Genomic DNA, 17,318 nt, shown 5'->3' with positions numbered 1-17,318 from the left:
CCATCGCCGCTGGAACACCCTGGCGTCCGGCTCGAGCTCACGATCGCTGCCACGCGGGATCGCGGCCGAGCAAGGCGACAAGCCGGTCGGCGGGCGCGGCATCGTCACCAACCCGGACAGGCGGCTCGAAGATGCCGTGGCCCTGCAACGCGTCGACATACGGCTCGAACCGCGCGATGAGCTCGTTCGCCAGCTCATCGGTGATGGGCTGCGGCTCGCCGATCGCCATGGCGAGGTCCCAGCCGTGGACCGCGAGATCGGTCGTCATCTGCCAGCCGTACTCGACGGCGTCGATCATGCCGACGGACACGTACACGTCGCCGTCCAGCGCGCCAGGCTTACGGAACGCCGCCCGAGCCGCGGCACTCGAATCCGCCCACGCCGTGACCGGGTCAATGCCGAGCACATTGCCGTCGAACCGGTCGCCCACATCATCCAGCGTTGCGCCGTCGAGCAACCACGGCGCCCAGAGCTGTTCGGACACGAGGTGGTTGAGTAGATCGCGAACCGACCACTCGGTGCACGGCGTCGGCGCGTCCCACCGATCACCAATACGTCGCACGAGCCGGTCGAACCGGTCCATCGAGTAGCCGTGCGCGTCGAGGAGATCCATGGGACTCAGTGTCCCAACGGATCACGACCGAAGCGAGTCGCCAACCACCCTGGCCAACACCTCAGTGGTAGTCGTAGAAGCCGCGCCCGGTCTTCTTGCCGAGCAGGCCCGCGTCGACCATCCGCATCAGCAGCGGCGGGGCGGAGTACAGCGGCTCCTTGAACTCCTCGTACATCGACTCGGTGATCGACTTGATGGTGTCGAGGCCGATCAGGTCGCTCAGCCGCAGCGGACCCATCGGGTGCGCGGTGCCGAGCTCCATACCCCGGTCGATGTCCTCCGCGGAGGCGAAGCCGGACTCGAACATCCGGATCGCGGACAGCAGGTACGGCACGAGCAGGGCGTTGACGATGAAGCCAGCCCTGTCCTGCGAGCGGATGACGGTCTTGTTCAGCGTGTCGGTGACGTAGGCACGCGCCCGCTCGACGGTGTCCTCACCGGTCAGCAGCGAGGGCACCAGCTCGACAAGCGGAAGCACCGGCACCGGGTTGAAGAAGTGCACCCCGACGACCTGGGTGGGGCGGTTGGTCGCCATGCCCAGCTTCATGATCGGGATGGACGACGTGTTGGAGGCGAGGATGGCGTCCTCGCGCTCGACGACCTTGTCGAGGGTGCGGAAGACGTCGAGCTTGGCCTGCTCGTCCTCGACGACGGCTTCGATGATGACATCGCGGTCGGCGAAGTCATCCAGCGTTGAGGTAAAGGTCAACCTGCCGTTCGCGGCCTCGGCGTCGGACTCGGTCAACTTGCCGCTGCGTACCGCGCGGTGGAGCGACTTCTCGATGCGCGCCTTACCCGCATCGAGGGCCGGCTGGGATACCTCACTGACCGTGACGTCGAGGCCTGCTTTCGCGTTGACCTCCGCGATGCCGGAGCCCATGAGCCCGGCCCCGACTACGCCGACACGCTTGATCTGGTCGGACACCGTCATCTCTCACTCCGTTCCGCGGGCACGACACAAGCGCGAGGGAGGACCTGTAGAAGGTCACCCCTCGCGCCTGCGGTGCACTCAGTGTCGGTACTCGTCGTCGTATTCGTCGTACGGGTCGGAGTACCAGTCCTCGTCTTGGCCTTTGTCAGGCGATTTGCCTGCCAGTTCGCGCTGCAAGGCTTCAAGGTCTGTGGGGGGAGTGCTGTACTTGAGCTCCCGGGCCACCTTCGCCTGCTTGGCCTTCGCTCGGCCGCGCCCCATGGCTCGACCCCCTCACACAGGGGCGGGGCAGCCGGGGGAACGGCAGCCCCGCATCGACTCGACAACTATTTCCTGTCCTCTACCGTACCGTGTCATGCCTCGCGGACGCGACGCGGCATGGCGTGGAAGGCACCACACATCGCGAAATTGCCACCTTTGGCCGCCCGGGGCAGCAAGACGGCCACACTCCGTGTCACGATTCGTCTGTGCCCCGCCCGTTCAGTGCCTACCTCCGTGTCTACGAGCCACTATCGGCTTTCGGTGATCCGCCGGACGAACGGCTGGTCGCCGCGGTCGAGCACGCGACGATGACTCGAGCGAACTCGATCGCACACGAAGAGCACATGTGGCTCAAATCACAACTCGCCAAGCCGCCCCGGCTGCTCCCGGCCGAGCTCGCGGACGGCAGGCCCGCGCCGAGCGGGCTCACCGACGTCCTGGTGCTGCGGCCAGAGGATGTGCCGACGACGGAAGGCGTCACGGTCGGGCCCGGCCCACTGGTGTGCCCGCTTGAGCTCCGCCCGCGTTCGGCGGCGGCGCTGACGTCGTTCCTCGACGACTCCCACCCCGCGCTGCGGGCCGCGGTGCTCGACGCCAACGAGATCAACCTGGAAGGGGCGCGCGCCCGCGCGGCCGCGGCGCTCGGTCAGGTGCACTCCGCCGCGTTGCACGTGTTGTCGGTCACCTGGACCATCCCGCTGCCGTGGTTCACGCTGGTCGACCCCGAGCAGCGTGTGCTCAACCTCGGCACCGGCATGGACGACCCCGAGCGGGAGATGTCCTGGCGAGTCGCGATGAGTGACGCGCGCCGCAGGGTCGCCAAGGCACGCGACCTCGCCGAGAACGTGCTCGGCGATCAAGGGCCGACGAAGGTGCTCGTCGACACCGATCGATGGCTCGCCGCGTTCGACGCCAACTCGGCCGTCGAGCTGGACTACGGCGGGCTGGTGCAGCTCATCACCGACCCGCTGCTCGAGTCGGATACCTCCGCCGAGGAGGTACACAGCATCCTGGACGCGCTGGAATCCGGCGACGTCGAGGAACTGACGGACCTGTTCACCGGGCTGCGCGACTACTGGGGCGAGCTGGCCGCCCGCGAGCGCTTCAACTAGCGGCTCAGCTGTCGCGCTCCGCGGCGAGCAGATCGTCCACCGACGCGGCGCCGTGTGCGTAGCGGCCCGCGATCTCGGAGTTCAGCGTGTCGACGACGGCCTGCACCTCGCGCCGCCTGCCGGATACCGAGCGCTCCTCTTCGGTGAAGGTGTCGAGGCTGTGCTCGAGCGCCTCGTCGGACAGCGATCCGACATTAGACAGTCCCGCGTCGGCGACCAACGACTCGCCGAGCCGCCTGCGGTCGCCCACTCGGGACGGCTCAAGCGACTGATGCCTGCCCGCCGTACCCACCGCGTCATCGGCAAGGATCTCGGCAAGCTGCTCGACGACGTCGCCCGACCCACCGCTGCTGCGCCTGCGCTGCTCGGCGCGCACGATGTCGATCCGCGCGTGCAGCAGCCGCCGCAGATACGACAAGTCCGTCTCCTCCTGCGCGGCCTCGTCACGCCGTGCCCGCAGCTCGGCAAGGCTCAGGCGCTCCAGGTCACGGACGTAGTCAGCGGCGAGCACCCGGTCGATGCGGCGCCTGCCGCCGGGGCGGACTTCAATCACGCCGACATCGTGCTCCAGGTAACGGCCGATGCCAAGCATCCAGCCGCATTATCACGCGGATGGCGGTGCCGATCATGTGATAGCGAGCACTCACCCACGCAACCGGTGCACCGCGGTCCTGCCAGGAGCCGGACCTTCCTCCGGTACGGAGTCCGGGTCGATAGCCGCCTGCGCCATCCGATCACCTTGACCTGCGAACAGTTCGGCGTCGGCAGGTACTGAACGCTTGATCAGCGCCAGCGCGATCGGGCCGAGCTCGTAGTGCTGCACCACGGTGCCGACCCTGCCGACGGTGCGGTCCTTGTGCAGCACCGGATCACCCGTCTCGGGGTAGATCTCCTGTGAACCGTCGATGTGCAGCAGCAGCATGTTCCTCGGCGGCCTGCCGACGTTGAACACCTTCGACACCGTCTCCTGGCCCCGGTAGCAGCCCTTGGCGACGTGCGCCGCGCTCCCGATCCAGCCGACCTCGTGCGGAATGGTGCGCTCGTCGGTGTCCACGCCTCTTCGTGGCCGCATCGACTCCACCCGCAGCGCGTCGAACGCCCAGCTCCCCGCCTCGCGCGCACCAGCATCCACCAGCCGCTCCCACCAGGAGAGCAGCTCAGCACGTGGCACGAAGAGGTCGATGCCGCCGGGCGCTGGCCCTGGCGCCCTGCGCGCGACGATGCCGGACCCCGACGCGACGGCGTACCGCTCGGAGTCAAGGTCGAGGTCAAGGTCAAGCTCGTCGATGACCGCATCCGCGTGCGGGCCGAGCAGCGTCAGCAGTGCCCAGTCCTCGGTGACGTCGGCCACCGCGACGTCGGACCAGAACCGCATCGCGTCCAGATACTCGAGCAATGACTGGGTGCCACCGCCCTTGGGCAACGCGCTGGTGATCTCAGCGCCGAAGTCGGTGTCCAGCAGTACGGTTGGCTCCCCGCCCAGCTTGGTGTGGGCGAGCACGAGGTGCGACTCCACCCTGCCGTGACTGTCCAGGATCAGCGCCTCGGTGCCGTTGCCCTCGTGCAGTTCCGTGACGTGCTGCGAGATGACGAGATGCAGCCAGGACAATCGGTCACTTCCGGTGACGGCGAGCACCTGGCGGTGCGATCTGTCGATGATCGCCGCCGACCTGACCGCCGCCCGCTGTTCGGCGAATGGATCGCCGAAGTGCCACGCAACGCCGTGTTCTGGATGTCCTTCGGGCGCGGCGACTGCGCTCCGCCGCCCGAGCACGGGAGACTGCACGATAGCTCCTCGATATTGGGTCCCCGGTTCTAGCTACCCTGACTATTATGCGCGTTCTGGTATTCCTCGATGGATCCGTCGAGGATCCCACTTCACCCCAGATCCGAGCAGATGACCTCGGGCTGCAGCGGGGCGACGGGGTGTTCGAAACGATTCTCGTCCGGGACGGCCATCCCCGCGAATTGCGACCCCACCTCGACCGGCTGCGACGTTCCGCCGCGATGCTCGACCTGCCGGAGCAGGATGTCCACCGATGGCAACGCACCGTTGACGAGGTGTTGGCACGGTGGCCACGCGACCGCGAGATGGCGCTCAAGCTGGTCTGCACCCGTGGCTCTGACCCTGCCGGCGAGCCGCTCGCGTTCGCGCTCGGCACGGACGTCGACGAGAAGATCACGCAGGCCCGTGCCACCGGCATCGCCGCCGTGACGCTTGACCGGGGCATCGACGAGGGGCTCGCCGAACGCGCACCGTGGTTGCTGCTTGGCGCGAAGTCGCTGTCGTACGCCGTGAACATGGCCGCGATCAGGGAGGCCAACCGGCGCGGCGCGGACGACGCGATATTCCTCGCCACGAACGGCACGGTCCTGGAAGGGCCGACGTCGAGCGTGGTGATCGCGCGCGACCGCACGCTCTACACGCCTCCCGCTGGCATCGGCATCCTGCCAGGCACATCGCAGGCGGCCCTGTTCCGCGCCGCGCAGCGCGCAGGATGGCACACCAAGGTCGAACCACTGCGCACCGAGGACCTGCGGACGGCGGACGGGTTGTTCCTGACGTCGTCGATCCGCGAGATCACCAGGGTGCACACGCTCGACGGCGAACGGCTGCCCGACGCACGGGAGTTGCACGCGGAACTCGTCGCGGCGTACGAATCCGAGTACCGTCCATGATCATGGGGTTCCGAGAGTCATTCGAGCGCGGGCTCGCGAAGCAGTTGGCACGTCCGAGCGGTAGGCGCGGCGCGCTCACCGGCATGTTGCTGAACCGGCGCAACGAGCAGCTGATCACCGAAGCGATCGCGGCACTCGATCTGAAACCGGGCGCGGTCGCCGCCGATATCGGCTTCGGCGGCGGAACCGGGCTCGGCAAACTGCTTGAGCGGGTCGGGCAGTCCGGCACGGTGCACGGCGTCGAGATCTCGGACGCGATGCTCGCGCGGGCGACACGCAAGTACGCGTGGGCGATCGATGCTGGCACGCTTGAGCTGCACGAGACGTCGATGTCGCAACTGCCGCTTGACGACGCCTCCGTCAACGGCGCGATCACGGTGAACACGATTTACTTCATCGAGGATCTGAAGCGCGCGTTCACCGAGGTCGCCGGAGTGCTCGCGCCGGGCGGCCGGTTCGTGATCGGGATGGCCGACCCGGATGTCATGGCGTCGATGCCGGTGACACAGCACGGCTTCACCGTGCGTCCGGTGGACGACGTCATCGAGGCGCTGCGGGCGGGACATCTCGAACTGGTCGACCACCGTCGCTGCGGGTCTGGTTGGCGGTCGGCGCACCTGCTGGTGAGCACGCCGATGGCCTGACAGCCATGGCGGCATCACCGCCGTCGGCGCGGTGTCACGGCCGTCGGCAGTGGTAGAGGATGTCGATGGGGTCGTCCGGCACGTCACTGACCGAAACGACCTCGAACCCCGCGTCGGCGAACATCTGGCGCGCCAGCTCCTCGCCCCACGCCGTACCAAGACCCGCGCCACCACACGCGAGCGAGACGGTCATGCAGTGCATCGTGCTGACGGCGTAGATGAGCGGCGCGATCGGGTTGCCGACGTTGTTCTCCAGATGGCTCGACGCCTTGATGTCGACCGCGACGAAGCTCCCGCCAGGCACCAGCGCGTCGTGCACGCCCCGCAGCACGCCCTCAGGGTCGGCCTGGTCGTGAATCGCATCGAACGCGAACACCACGTCGAACCGCGCGTCGGCAGGCAGGTGGGCGACGTCGCACACCTCGAACGTCACGTTCGTCAGCCCTGCATCGGCTGCTTCGGCCCGCGCCCGGTCGATCGCATCGGCCGCGATGTCGTAGCCGACGAAGGTCGACGCGGGAAACGCCTCGGCGAGCACGATCAGCGCGCGGCCGGTGCCGCAGCCGATGTCGGCGGCGCGTACGCCGGAGGCCAGCCGCGCTGGCAGGTCACCGGCCAGCGGCAGCACCCCGTCGATGAGCTGGCCATCGAACAGGCCGCGGTTGATGCCGTCCATGACATCGGTGAATCTTGGCCGGAACTTCTCGTACGGCACGCCGCCGCCCTCACGGAACGCCGTCGTCACGTCGTCGATGTGAGTGGCGAGGTGGCCTACGATCAGGCTCAGCGGGGCGACATTGGTGGCGCCGCCACCCGTGAGGCACGCCGCGTGCTCGGCGGGCAGCGTGTAGGTGCGGGTCAACGGGTCGTATCTGGTGATCCCCGCCGTGGTGAGCGCGCCGAGCCATTCCCGGACGTAGCGTTCGGTCAGCCCCGCGCGCTCGGCGAGTTTCGCACTGGTCGCCGGCCCGGCCGCGGCGGCGTCGAACAGACCGGTGCGGTGGCCGATGTCGATCATCAGGGTCACCATCGCGCTGGTGTAGTCGCCGAACAGCCGCTCGGCGAACTCCTCAGCGGCGGCCGCGTCGAAAGCGGCCTTGTCTGCGGTGGTGTCAGGGTGCGCTGCGGCATCGGTGGTCATGCGGCTGCCCTCCTGCGGTTGGTTGGGTATCTCGCGGTTGACGCTAGAGCGAGGACACCGGCGCGGCATCGGGAAAAGCACGCAGCGGCAAGGCGGCCGATGGATCGTATTACCCACTCCGGCGCGCGAGACCACGCTCGAACGCGTAGGCGGCCGCGGCCGTCCGGGACGGCAACCCGAGCTTGATGAAGATATTCGACAGATGCCGCGCGACCGTCTTCTCGCTGAGCACCAACTCGGTGGCGACCTCGCGGTTCGTCTTACCGTGCGCGACCAGCGCGAGCACCTCGGCTTCCCGCACGGAGAGCCCATCTGGAATCTCCCGCGCGCCCGCCGATGGCGGTGGTGCACCGAGGCGGGCCAGCGCCGTCTCGGCCGATTCCCGTTCCCGTTCGCTCGCATCGAGATCGCCAAGCCGGGTGTAGGCGTCCGCGAGCAACAGCCGGACCCGCGCGCACTCGTACGGCGCGTCGAGCCGCAGCCAGCCGGTGCAGGCCTGACGCAGCAGCAACAACGCATCGGCGGGGGGCCCCTCCGCGAGCAGCACGGCGCCTCGTGCGTGGAGCGCCATCGCGCGCAGACCGGGGCTCGGATAGCGGCGCGCGAGTTCATCCAGCTCATCCGCGGCAGTGCGGGCGTGGCTTGCCTCATCGGCAGCGATGTCGATCTCGACGGCGGCGAAGCACAGCGGGGCGCGGGCAAGCGGTCCGCCGGTCGCGGCGAGAGCGGCGTGGACGGATCTGGCGGCGACATCGGCGTTGCCCTGCGCCAGCCGCAGCAGCGACATCCCCGGCTGCGGGTCGCGGCCAAGGTCATGGGCACGCAGGTACGCCTGCTCGGCGGCGTCCAAGTCACCGCGTAGCCGGAGCGAATCGCCGATGACGTAGTGCGCGTCGGCCGTGGTGGGCACGGTCAGTTCCGCGAGGTCGGCACACACCCGGCGTGCCTCGGACTCCGACCGGGTCCAGTCGCCGCGGGTCTGCATCAGTTGGGCCCGGTGCACCCGGCAGATCCCGGTGAACACTACGGCGGCGGGCATCGCGGCGCACCACTCCTCGAGCGATTCCGTCCAGGACCGCATCCGCCGCAGGTCGACCAGCTCATGGCAGGTCACGATGACGTTGCAGTAGATGTTGCCGGCCCAGCCGGGCGGCAGGTCGTCGGTGAGCACGACCGCCATCGCCTCGTCGAGCAGTGCGAGCCCAGCCGCGACCTCGCCGAGCGTGATCAGCGCGCGGCCCTCGGCCACGGTCGCCATCGCCGCGAGGCAGGCGTCGTCATAGTGGCGGGCCAGCGCGCGGATCTCGCGCGCCGTCGTGACGATCGGCTCCGCGTCATCGGCGCTGTCGGCCTCCGCTGCTTCTACCTCGAGAAAGTAGCGCAGGTAGGCGTGCTCGACGCAGTCTTGGTCGGCGGCGAGCAGCCGCCGGGACCTGGCCAGCCATGCGCTGCCGAGTGTGTCTTCGGCGCGGAGGAACCGCAGGAACGCCAGCTCCATCGCCCGCATCGCTGCCTGTCGCGTGTCACGCTTGGCGATGTGGGCGTGGTGGGCGCGCTCCGAGATGGCAAGCGCCTCGTCGATCCTGCCGAGCCACCATGCCGCGTCACCGAACTTGCTGAGGTCGTCCGCACCGAGCGATGCCGGGTCGGCCGCCGCGTACCGCTCGCGCGCCAGCGACCAGTCGCGGCGCGCATATGCCGCACGCGCGTCGACGAGGGCTTCGGACATCGCGAACCATCCCGGCTGAGGCGCTCTCGGTGTGAGTATGCACCTCTCGCGAAGGCAGGAGGGTCAGCCAGCCACTCGGTGCAGCTGTGCCGAGGTGTGCGGCTGCAGCTGCTGGCCCATCATGGCGCGTTCCTCGACGTAGCCGAGGTCGCCGTCGGCGATGATGCCGTAGAGCCGCTTCGCGCCCGTGACGTCCTTGGCACTGGTCGAGCGGATCACGGCGTCGGTGGACAGCTCCCAGGACGTCTGGCTGCGGGGCTTGCCGTAGAAGAGTTCGAGCACGCCGGTGTTGTGGGCGAGCAGCAGCTCGATGGTGTCGTCCTGCTGCGGGCGCCACCAGCCGACCTCGCGTGCGGCCTGCCTGATGACGTTGCCGTTCTCGTCGAGCAGCCAGGAGCGCGCCTCGTGGAACAGGAACGGCCTGCCGTCGTGGGCGATGGTGAGCTGCTGCGCGTAGCGGACCGGGCCGTCGATCGTGGGGTAGTCGACCTGGCCTTCGCCGCGCCACACGCCGACCAGCGGCAGCAGCGCGAGGCAGGCGTCGTTCAGGTCCGCACCGTCCCGCAGGTTGGCGGTGTCACCAGCGATCGGCAGGTCAGGCAAATCGGGCGACTGCCGGATGTTGCGGTCGCGGGTCTGCTCGGCGCGCCGCGCCGCGGACTCGACCGCTTCGTTGCCGCTTTCCGTCATCAGCCCTGATCTGCGTACAGCCGGTACACCACGTAGCCCGCGAACCAGGTCACGGCCACGATGGCCAGGACAAGCAAGGTCGTAAACAGGATCTCCACGGCTCGCTACTCTATCCCACCCGGAACGGCCGCACCGGAACCAGGCATCACACTGGGAGCCATGCCACTCGCACTGGTCACCGGAGCAACCAAAGGCATCGGCACTGCGATCGCACGTGCCTTGGCCCCCACCCACCGACTGCTGCTCGGCGGCAGGGACGCCGACGCGCTGGCCGCGCTCGCCAAGGAACTGCCAGACGCCGATCCGCTCGCGGTCGAGCTGACCGACCCGGACGCCGTCGCCGAGGCGGTCGCGGACATCGACGCGCTCGACGTCCTGGTTCACTCGGCAGGCGTCGCGCCGATCGGCAGGATCGAGGACGCCGACAGGGCGACCTGGCAGCAGAACTTCGACGTCAACGTGCTCGCCGTCGTTGACCTGACCCGGCTGCTGCTGCCCGCGCTGCGGGCGACATCTGGCGACGTCGTGCTGATCAACTCCGGCGCGGGCTACAACGTACGGCCCGGCTGGGCGCCGTACGCGGCGAGCAAGTTCGCACTCAGGGCGTTCAGCGACGCGCTGCGTGCCGAGGAGCCGTCGCTGCGGGTCACGTCCGTACATCCCGGCCGCACCGACACACCCATGCAGGAGCGCATCATCGCAAGCGAGGGCCGTGAGTACCGGGCGTCGGATTTCCTGCGGCCGGAGTCCGTCGCCCAGGCTGTGCTCGGCGCGGTCACCGCTGGGGACGACGCGCACGTCACCGAGGTGAGCATCCGGCCGAGGTGAGAGGCGGGACGTCGAACGGCGGGCGCACCCAGCACCCCGCGCCAGAGTTGATCTACTTCCTGCGCGTGAGAACCAGCAGAGCCGGACGAACCGGACAGAAAATGGTCACAGCGCGCAGGAAGTAGATCAACTTCGGGACGCCGGACGCCGCCGCAGCTCAGTACCCGAAGTCCTGTGTCCAGAGCCAGCCGTTGGTGTCGAGACCGATGCCGATGGTGTTCAGATCACAGTTGAGGATGTTGGCGCGGTGGCCGTCGGAGTTCATCCAGCCGTCCATGACGTCCTCTGCGGTGCGATAACCCTTGGCGATGTTCTCCGCACCGGGGCTGGAGTAGCCCTCGTCCTCGATCCGCTCAGCGAACCCGACGCCTTCTGGGGTGTCGTGCGAGAAGTAGTTCCGCTCGGCCATGTCGGTGCTGTGCTTGCTCGCGGCCCGCTCGATTCGCTCGTCCACGGTCACCGCGTCACAGCCGTGGTCGGCGCGGACCTCGTTGACCAGCCGCACCACGCGGTCGGTCGCCGAGGCCTGCTCCGAACTCGGCTCACTCTCCGACGTCGTCACGTCCGGGGTGACGGTGAACTGCCGGGTGGTGCGCATGGTCGTGGTCGGCGACGGCGCGGCTGAGGACGTCGTGGGCGACGTCGTGGTCGGCTTCGGCTTGGGCTTGGGTTTCTTCTGCTTCGACGTCGTTGGCGTCTCGGTGGGGCGCTGCGAGCGTTGCCGCGATTCCGACGACGTCGTGGGAGCGGGATCGGGGGACACGGCAGCGCCAGGCGCGCTCGCGCCACCGTTGTTCGACGCGTCAGCGAGCGCGATCTCCGCCGACAGCGAGCTCAGAACCGCACCAAAGTCGGTCTGGCCGGCGGCAACCGTGTACCCGCCAGCGGTCAGGCCACCCAGAACCATGCCGAGGAGCGCGGCCACCGCCCGAGGTCGACGCGCACGGTAGTGAGTCACGGCTCGGTAACGTACCACTAACGAGTTATCACGCCACCCCTTAGCGAAGAAATTTTACTACGCGTGATCCCCGCTGCTCAGACGCGCACCCGCTCGCCCGCCGAACGGACTACACGCTGTGCCTCCGCCCGGTCCACCTTGGTCGGCTCAGCGGCGGCGACCACCTGCTCCCCAGCGACCCAGACGTCGCGCACCCGGCGCGAGCCAGCACCCCACACCATGTTCGCGAGCAACTGCTCGTCGGGGACGTCGATGCCCCCGGCGAACGTCGGATCGTCCAGATCGACGTGAACCAGGTCGGCCCAGCGACCCGGTTCGAGCACGCCGATGTCCGCCCTGCCGAGCGCCGCGGCGCCGCCTCTGGTCGCCATCAGCAGCGCCTCATCGGCCGACAGCGCCGTCGAGTCGTGTGTGGACAGTCGCGCCAGCATCGCCGCGAGCTGGACCTCGTGCCAGAGATCGAGGTCGTCGTTGCTGGCGGGGCCGTCGGTACCGAGGCCGACGTGGATGCCTGCCGCGCGCATGTCGGTCAGCCGCGCGATGCCGGACGCCAGCTTGGCGTTGGAGCCGGGACAGTGCGCCACCCCGACGCCGCGCTTGGCGAACAGCGCGATGTCCTCGTCGGACATGTGCACGCAGTGGGCGGCGAGCACCCTGCCGTCCAGCATGCCAACGGCGTCCAGCAACTTGGGCACCGAACCGTGTCCCTCGCGCTGGTTGGCGTCCTCTTCGCTGGCCTCGGCGACGTGGACCTGCATCAGCGCGCCACGCGGCACCGCGGACTCCGCGATCTCCCGCAGCGCGTCCTCCGGCAGCATGTACGCCGAGTGCGGGCCGTAGCCGATCTCGATCCGATCAGCGGGCCCGAACCGCACGCCGTCGGCGTCAATCCAGCGGTCGACCTCGGCGATCATGGTGCGCCAGTCCATGCCTGGCAGGTCGATGATCGGGCAGCCGATGACCGCCCGTGCACCGGTGGCCAGCACCGCGTCGGCGACCCGGTCGCCCTGGAAGTACATCTCGGCGCTGGTGGTGACGCCGTGGCGCAGCATCTCGACGGAACCGAGCACCATGCCCGCGTGGATCTCGGCAGGCCCCATGCGCGCCTCGGCTGGCCAGATCACCTCACGCAGCCAGCGCAGCAACGGCAGGTCGCCGCCCATGCCGCGCAGCACGGTCATCGGGCTGTGCGCGTGCGCGTTGATCAGGCCGGGCAGCAGGATGCCGGGCAACTCGATGACGGTGGCGTCGTTCAGTGCCGGCGCGTTCGCCCGTGGCCCCGCGTAGCTGATCCGCCCCGTCGCATCGATATCGAGCGCGGCATCGCGCACGACGGTGCACTCATCGTCACGGTCGCACGGTAGTAACGCGGGGGCGTACAAACGAAGCGGCATGGCTCGATCCTGCCAGAAATTACCGACGCCCCAGACGCAGCGCCGCTTGGCCTAGCGCCGCTCGTAGATCAAGTCGCGCGACACCCTGCCCTCCCGCTCGGCGCGGGACTCGAACTTGGTGACCGGCCGCCACTCCGGCCTCGGCGCCCAGCCGCCAGGCTCGTCGGCGTAGACGTTGCGCAGCAGCGGCTCGGCATCGCAGACATCGCGCATCTGCTCGGCGTAATCCTCCCAGTCGGTCGCCAAATGCAGCGAGCCGCCGACCCGAATCCGCGACGCCACCAGCCGGATGAACTCCGGCTGGATCAGCCGCCGCTTGTGATGGCGCTTCTTCGGCCACGGGTCCGGGTAGAAGATCCGTACGACGTCCAGCGAGTCGGGCGCGACATGCTCGGTGAGCAGCACGACGGCGTCGCCGTGCAGCAGCCGCAGGTTGTCGACGCCCAGCTTCTCCGCGCGCAGCATGAGCTGGCCGAGCCCTGCGTCGTAGACCTCGATGGCGATGTAGTTGACGTCGGGCTCGCGCTTGGCGAGCTCCGCCGTCGTCTCGCCCATGCCGGAGCCGATCTCCAGCACGACGGGGGCCTTGCGGCCGAACCAAGCGTCGGCGTCCAGCGTGCCGTCGAGCTCGGACACCGCCTTGCCGAGCGTTGGCCAGTGCTCACGCCACGCGCGCTGCTGGCCGACGGTCATCCGCCCGCCACGTTTGACGTAGCTGACCACGCTGCGCGGGTGTGCCACGTTGGTTGGTCGTTCCTGGCCGCTCACCAGCACGACCTTACCCAGCGGGCACGTCGGCCCCCGCGGGCGCTACCTCAGCGAATGGCCTCGATCTCACCCAGCCGGGACCGCAGCCCCGCGAGACCAGCGATCGCGATCGGCTCCGGCGTCGCCCCCGAATGCGCGGGCAGCACGTCGATCCAGCCGGTGTGCCGATCGGTGTTGAGCACCGTGGTCGGCACCGTGTAACCGGACGGCCCACGCTCGGACGGCATGAACTCCCAGTAGCCGGACTCGCCATCCGCGGCCCACGGCACGAACTCCCAGCCCGGCCGAGGCAGCAGCAGCTGCGCGATCCTGTCCTCGACCCGGAACGCAGCGGTTCTCGATTCGATGTCGCCACGCGCGAGGGCGCGCAGCCACCAGGGCGCTGGCACATCCGGGCGTGGCTCCTCGGCATCGCAGACATCGCGATACAGCGCGAGCACGTGCGTTTCCGGCGCGCGGTGAATGTATGCCCTGCGGATCTCGGCGGGCCGAGTGGCGTCCGCCGCGGCATGGGGCAGTTCCAGCGCCTGCGACCATTGCAGGCCAGCGGTGGGTTCGACGCGCAGCCGGCTGCGTTGCCCTGGCGGCGCGGTATCGGTAGCAGCGTCCTCAGCGGCAGTGTCCTGATCGCTGCTCTGTTGTGTTTCGGTCGCCGTCATGGTCACCTCCAAGGCGTCTCAATGACGGACGGTTCCATTTTCGCTGCTCAGCGAATCAATGTCGGCCGTTCGTGAGTGTTCTCACAAGCTCGAACCTAGTTGGTCACGGCCGTGATCGCCCGCTGAGCGTCGTATTGGACCTCACCGCAGGTATCGGATCGTGAACACGAATCGTTACTAGTCCGATACGGTGAGAGTCCGGGTCGCCCCCGATGCGACCCGGACTCCCTATCCCCGAACCCCCCCCTGAAACCCACCGTGCGCACCCCGAAGGCGCACGACGGGTGTTCTCACGCGTCCCGCTTGCGCACCACCAGAATCGCCGTGGTGAGCAGCACCGCCGCGACACCGGCGAAGTACGTCAGCGCCATCGCGGGGCTCAGCGTCGACGTCGACAGCGGCGGGCCGGCCTGGCCACCGCCGAGTGCCTCGCCGCTGCCGCTGAGGAACTTCTCGACGACGTTGAACGGCAGCCACTTGTAGATGTCGTCACCGAACTGCGGGATCAGCGGGACCAGCGGCTCAACGACGACGGCGTAGATCAGCAGTGCCGAGATCGCCCCAGCGCTGTGCCGGATGAGCGCACCAACGGCGACGCCCATGACGGCGGTGAGCGCGTAGACGATGCCGACCCCTGCCACCTGCTTCCAGTCGGCGGCGCTGTTGAGCGCGAGGTCGGCCGATGGCGCCATGAGCGCGGACACGCCGAGCGCCCCGAACGCGGCGAGCTCGCCGATCACCAGCGCGAGCAGCGCGACGACTCCCGTCTTGGCGAGCAGCGCCGCGGGGCGGTTCGGCACGGCGAGGAACGTCGACTTGATGGTGCCGAAGCGGTACTCCGTGGTGATCGACAGCGCGGCGAGCACCATGATCACGGCCAGCCCGAAGCCGTAGCCGAACTGGGAGCTGCCGACGCTGATCCAGGTGTCGTTCTCCGCAGTGCCCGCCATCAGGGCCGCGAAACCGATGACGATGGCCAGCGTGACGGCGGCGCACCACCACGGCGAGCGGGTCGTGAACAGCTTGATCCGTTCTACTGCGAGCAGAGTCATGTCGTGTCAGCTTTCGTGTCTTGTGCGTGGTCCGGTGCGAGCGGTGCTGGTCAGTGGGCGGCGTACTCGACGGTGTCGCCCGTGAGGTGCATGAACGCCTGCTCAAGCGAGCCCTGCTGCGGGCTCAGCTCGTGCAGCACGATGCTGTGCTTGGCCGCCAGCTCCCCGATCGCCTCGCTGTCCATTCCGGACACGACGATGCCGCCGTCGTCCTCGCGCATGCCCGCGTTCTCACCCGCGAGAACATCGCGGAACAGCGACAGCTGCGGTGAGCGGACCCGCACGGCCTGCTCGGTGGCGCGGGCGACGAAGTCCGACGTGCTGCTCTGCGCGACCAGCTCACCCTTGCCGATGACGACCAGGTCGTTCGCGGTCAGCGACATCTCGGAGAGCAGGTGGCTCGACACGAATACCGTGCGGCCCTCGTCCGCGAGCCGGTGCATGAACTTGCGCATCCAGAGGATGCCCTCCGGGTCGAGGCCGTTCACCGGTTCGTCGAACAGCAGCACCTCGGGGTCGCCGAGCAGCGCGCCCGCGATGCCGAGCCGTTGCGACATGCCGAGCGAGAACCCGCCAGCGCGCTTGCCGGCCACGCTGGTCAGGCCCACGATGTCGAGGACGTCGTCCACCCTGCGTTTGCTGATGCCGTTGGCCTTGGCCAGCCACGCGAGGTGCGAGCGGGCGGAGCGGTTCGGGTGCACCCACCTGGCGTCCAGCAGCGCGCCGACAGTGCGCAGCGGGTGCTTCAGCTCGTGGTAGTGCTTGCCGTTGATGGTGGCGGTGCCCGTGGTCGGCCGATCGAGGCCGAGGATCATGCGCATCGTCGTCGACTTACCCGCGCCGTTCGGCCCGAGGAAGCCGGTCACGGTGCCCGACCGCGCCTGGAACGACAGGTCGTTGACGGCGAGGGTGTCGCCGTAACGCTTGGTGAGGCCTTTCGCCTCGATCATGATGTCTCCCTTGGTCTGGCCTGTGGTGCGGAATCGATCGCTGGTGCCATCGTGGGCGCGTCGCGGGTCATCGCGCGTCATCCCTGGGGCCCATTTCTGGCGCGACCCAAGTCGTAGCGTGCCCGTGGCCAGCGCGTACTGGTATCGGTGATTACCCTGATCCGGCCCCCAATTTCGCGAGTCCCGAGCTCAGGGGCCGCGAGTTCCGGCTTCCGGGTCAGACGCCCGGCCGGGCCAGCCCTGTCTCGTACGCGAGCACGACGGCCTGCACCCGGTCGCGCAGGTCCAGCTTGGTCAGAATCCGCCCGACGTGCGTCTTGACGGTGGCCTCCGACAGGTACAGCCTCTCGGCGATCTCGGTGTTCGACATCCCGCGCGCCACCAGTGCCAGCACCTCACGTTCCCGTTCGGTCAGCACCTCGAGCACGGTGGTGTCGCGCGGCGCGCTACCGGAGTCGACGAACCGGTCGAGCAGCCGCCGGGTCACACTCGGCGAGACGACGGCGTCACCGGATGCCACCGATCGCAGCGCGAACACCAGCTCGTCCGGCGGGGTGTCCTTGAGCAAGAACCCGCTCGCGCCGCCGCGTAGCGCGGAGTAGACGTACTCGTCCAGGTCGAAGGTGGTCATCACCAGCACGCGCGCGGTGCCTGCCGCCACGATCCGCCGAGTGGCCTCAACGCCATCGAGCACCGGCATCCGGACGTCCATCAGCACGACATCCGGCCGATGCTGCTCAGCGAGCCGCACCGCCCGCTCGCCGTCACCCGCCTCGGCGACGACGTCGATGTCGGATTGCGCGCCGAGCACCATCCGGAAGCCGACGCGCATCAGCTCCTGGTCATCGACAAGCACAACCCGGATCACTGGTCTCCCCGTTCTCGGCGTTCTCCCCGCGTGCCAGCGGC

19 protein-coding genes are annotated in these 17,318 nt (G+C 68.7%); 4 read left to right on the top strand and 15 right to left on the bottom strand.

The features are described 5' to 3' along the window. Window positions 1-37: 37 nt before the first annotated feature. The 3 genes from AMYHA_RS03765 to AMYHA_RS03755 all read right to left on the bottom strand — a co-directional run bounded on the left by AMYHA_RS03765 (window position 38) and on the right by AMYHA_RS03755 (window position 1,805). Entirely contained in the window at window positions 38-613 is a 576-nt protein-coding gene (locus tag AMYHA_RS03765) for a TIGR03086 family metal-binding protein (RefSeq protein ID WP_034267990.1), read from the bottom strand. A 61-nt stretch (window positions 614-674) separates the two neighbouring features. After that, window positions 675-1,544, bottom strand: coding sequence for a 3-hydroxybutyryl-CoA dehydrogenase (locus tag AMYHA_RS03760; protein WP_084036788.1), 870 nt, complete (start codon window positions 1,542-1,544; stop codon window positions 675-677). A gap of 78 nt (window positions 1,545-1,622) precedes the next feature. Next, entirely contained in the window at window positions 1,623-1,805 is a 183-nt protein-coding gene (locus AMYHA_RS03755) for a DUF3073 domain-containing protein (protein WP_034267987.1), read from the bottom strand. A gap of 206 nt (window positions 1,806-2,011) precedes the next feature. Between AMYHA_RS03755 and AMYHA_RS03750 the strand changes: the two genes are divergently transcribed. Further along, the gene (locus AMYHA_RS03750; protein ID WP_034267984.1) at window positions 2,012-2,917 is read left to right on the top strand and encodes a hypothetical protein; all 906 of its coding nucleotides are present in this window, start codon (window positions 2,012-2,014) and stop codon (window positions 2,915-2,917) included. Window positions 2,918-2,921: 4 nt separating this feature from the next. Here the strand turns inward: AMYHA_RS03750 and AMYHA_RS03745 are convergent, their stop codons facing one another. Further along, window positions 2,922-3,470 (bottom strand): RsiG family protein, encoded by a 549-nt coding sequence (locus AMYHA_RS03745; RefSeq protein ID WP_034275700.1) that lies wholly within the window; start codon window positions 3,468-3,470, stop codon window positions 2,922-2,924. Between the two features lie 90 nt (window positions 3,471-3,560). Further along, complete coding sequence (ygfZ, locus tag AMYHA_RS03740) at window positions 3,561-4,703, bottom strand: CAF17-like 4Fe-4S cluster assembly/insertion protein YgfZ (protein WP_231104612.1); 1,143 nt, start codon at window positions 4,701-4,703, stop codon at window positions 3,561-3,563. Window positions 4,704-4,750: 47 nt separating this feature from the next. Between ygfZ and AMYHA_RS03735 the strand changes: the two genes are divergently transcribed. Beyond that, a complete protein-coding gene (locus tag AMYHA_RS03735; RefSeq protein WP_034267978.1) occupies window positions 4,751-5,596 on the top strand; it encodes an aminodeoxychorismate lyase in 846 nt (281 codons plus the stop codon). Window positions 5,597-5,598: 2 nt separating this feature from the next. After that, window positions 5,599-6,240: a class I SAM-dependent methyltransferase gene (locus tag AMYHA_RS03730; RefSeq protein ID WP_034267975.1), complete on the top strand. Its 642-nt coding sequence runs from the start codon at window positions 5,599-5,601 to the stop codon at window positions 6,238-6,240. A 34-nt stretch (window positions 6,241-6,274) separates the two neighbouring features. On the opposite strand, the gene AMYHA_RS03725 is transcribed toward AMYHA_RS03730, so the two are convergent. The 3 genes from AMYHA_RS03725 to AMYHA_RS03715 all read right to left on the bottom strand — a co-directional run bounded on the left by AMYHA_RS03725 (window position 6,275) and on the right by AMYHA_RS03715 (window position 9,800). Then, window positions 6,275-7,381 (bottom strand): class I SAM-dependent methyltransferase, encoded by a 1,107-nt coding sequence (locus tag AMYHA_RS03725; RefSeq protein ID WP_034267972.1) that lies wholly within the window; start codon window positions 7,379-7,381, stop codon window positions 6,275-6,277. A gap of 109 nt (window positions 7,382-7,490) precedes the next feature. Next, window positions 7,491-9,110: a LuxR family transcriptional regulator gene (locus tag AMYHA_RS03720; protein ID WP_034267969.1), complete on the bottom strand. Its 1,620-nt coding sequence runs from the start codon at window positions 9,108-9,110 to the stop codon at window positions 7,491-7,493. 63 nt (window positions 9,111-9,173) lie between these two features. After that, window positions 9,174-9,800, bottom strand: a complete 627-nt coding sequence (locus AMYHA_RS03715) for an FABP family protein (protein WP_034267966.1) — start codon at window positions 9,798-9,800, stop codon at window positions 9,174-9,176. A gap of 150 nt (window positions 9,801-9,950) precedes the next feature. On the opposite strand from AMYHA_RS03715, the gene AMYHA_RS03710 reads away from it, so the two are divergent. Continuing rightward, window positions 9,951-10,628, top strand: a complete 678-nt coding sequence (locus tag AMYHA_RS03710; protein WP_157362459.1) for an SDR family oxidoreductase — start codon at window positions 9,951-9,953, stop codon at window positions 10,626-10,628. A gap of 157 nt (window positions 10,629-10,785) precedes the next feature. Here the strand turns inward: AMYHA_RS03710 and AMYHA_RS27770 are convergent, their stop codons facing one another. The 7 genes from AMYHA_RS27770 to AMYHA_RS03675 form a co-directional block, all read right to left on the bottom strand. Next, window positions 10,786-11,535: a CAP domain-containing protein gene (locus tag AMYHA_RS27770; RefSeq protein WP_034275697.1), complete on the bottom strand. Its 750-nt coding sequence runs from the start codon at window positions 11,533-11,535 to the stop codon at window positions 10,786-10,788. A 128-nt stretch (window positions 11,536-11,663) separates the two neighbouring features. Then, on the bottom strand, window positions 11,664-12,980 hold the full coding sequence (locus AMYHA_RS03700) for an amidohydrolase family protein (protein ID WP_034267961.1): 1,317 nt from the start codon (window positions 12,978-12,980) through the stop codon (window positions 11,664-11,666). Between the two features lie 51 nt (window positions 12,981-13,031). Next, window positions 13,032-13,673 carry a tRNA (guanosine(46)-N7)-methyltransferase TrmB gene (gene trmB / locus AMYHA_RS03695; protein ID WP_231104911.1) on the bottom strand — a complete coding sequence of 214 codons (642 nt, stop codon included), beginning with the start codon at window positions 13,671-13,673 and terminating at the stop codon, window positions 13,032-13,034. Window positions 13,674-13,795: 122 nt separating this feature from the next. Then, complete coding sequence (locus tag AMYHA_RS03690) at window positions 13,796-14,407, bottom strand: hypothetical protein (RefSeq protein ID WP_231104611.1); 612 nt, start codon at window positions 14,405-14,407, stop codon at window positions 13,796-13,798. Between the two features lie 290 nt (window positions 14,408-14,697). Further along, complete coding sequence (locus tag AMYHA_RS03685; protein ID WP_034267958.1) at window positions 14,698-15,459, bottom strand: ABC transporter permease; 762 nt, start codon at window positions 15,457-15,459, stop codon at window positions 14,698-14,700. Between the two features lie 50 nt (window positions 15,460-15,509). Beyond that, the gene (locus AMYHA_RS03680) at window positions 15,510-16,409 is read right to left on the bottom strand and encodes an ABC transporter ATP-binding protein (RefSeq protein ID WP_051400316.1); all 900 of its coding nucleotides are present in this window, start codon (window positions 16,407-16,409) and stop codon (window positions 15,510-15,512) included. Window positions 16,410-16,626: 217 nt separating this feature from the next. Continuing rightward, on the bottom strand, window positions 16,627-17,277 hold the full coding sequence (locus tag AMYHA_RS03675) for a response regulator (protein ID WP_034267955.1): 651 nt from the start codon (window positions 17,275-17,277) through the stop codon (window positions 16,627-16,629). Window positions 17,278-17,318 lie beyond the last annotated feature (41 nt).

Origin of the sequence: Haloechinothrix halophila YIM 93223 (assembly GCF_000504245.1) — a bacterium.
GTDB lineage: Bacteria > Actinomycetota > Actinomycetes > Mycobacteriales > Pseudonocardiaceae > Haloechinothrix_A > Haloechinothrix_A halophila.
The sequence above is the reverse complement of the archived record's forward strand: the minus strand, read 5'-3'. Positions and strand labels throughout refer to the sequence as shown.

Excerpts from the sequence above, each read along its gene's own strand:
- AMYHA_RS03765 (WP_034267990.1), bottom strand. The coding sequence starts at position 613 with ATGGATCTCCTCGACGCGCACGGCTACTCGATGGACCGGTTCGACCGG.
- AMYHA_RS03760 (WP_084036788.1), bottom strand. The coding sequence starts at position 1,544 with ATGACGGTGTCCGACCAGATCAAGCGTGTCGGCGTAGTCGGGGCCGGG.
- AMYHA_RS03755 (WP_034267987.1), bottom strand. The coding sequence starts at position 1,805 with ATGGGGCGCGGCCGAGCGAAGGCCAAGCAGGCGAAGGTGGCCCGGGAG.
- AMYHA_RS03735 (WP_034267978.1), top strand. The coding sequence starts at position 4,751 with ATGCGCGTTCTGGTATTCCTCGATGGATCCGTCGAGGATCCCACTTCA.
- AMYHA_RS03730 (WP_034267975.1), top strand. The coding sequence starts at position 5,599 with ATGGGGTTCCGAGAGTCATTCGAGCGCGGGCTCGCGAAGCAGTTGGCA.
- AMYHA_RS03725 (WP_034267972.1), bottom strand. The coding sequence starts at position 7,381 with ATGACCACCGATGCCGCAGCGCACCCTGACACCACCGCAGACAAGGCC.
- AMYHA_RS03720 (WP_034267969.1), bottom strand. The coding sequence starts at position 9,110 with ATGTCCGAAGCCCTCGTCGACGCGCGTGCGGCATATGCGCGCCGCGAC.
- AMYHA_RS03715 (WP_034267966.1), bottom strand. The coding sequence starts at position 9,800 with ATGACGGAAAGCGGCAACGAAGCGGTCGAGTCCGCGGCGCGGCGCGCC.
- AMYHA_RS27770 (WP_034275697.1), bottom strand. The coding sequence starts at position 11,535 with ATGGTTCTGGGTGGCCTGACCGCTGGCGGGTACACGGTTGCCGCCGGC.
- AMYHA_RS03700 (WP_034267961.1), bottom strand. The coding sequence starts at position 12,980 with ATGCCGCTTCGTTTGTACGCCCCCGCGTTACTACCGTGCGACCGTGAC.
- trmB (WP_231104911.1), bottom strand. The coding sequence starts at position 13,673 with ATGACCGTCGGCCAGCAGCGCGCGTGGCGTGAGCACTGGCCAACGCTC.
- AMYHA_RS03690 (WP_231104611.1), bottom strand. The coding sequence starts at position 14,407 with ATGACGGCGACCGAAACACAACAGAGCAGCGATCAGGACACTGCCGCT.
- AMYHA_RS03685 (WP_034267958.1), bottom strand. The coding sequence starts at position 15,459 with ATGACTCTGCTCGCAGTAGAACGGATCAAGCTGTTCACGACCCGCTCG.
- AMYHA_RS03680 (WP_051400316.1), bottom strand. The coding sequence starts at position 16,409 with ATGATCGAGGCGAAAGGCCTCACCAAGCGTTACGGCGACACCCTCGCC.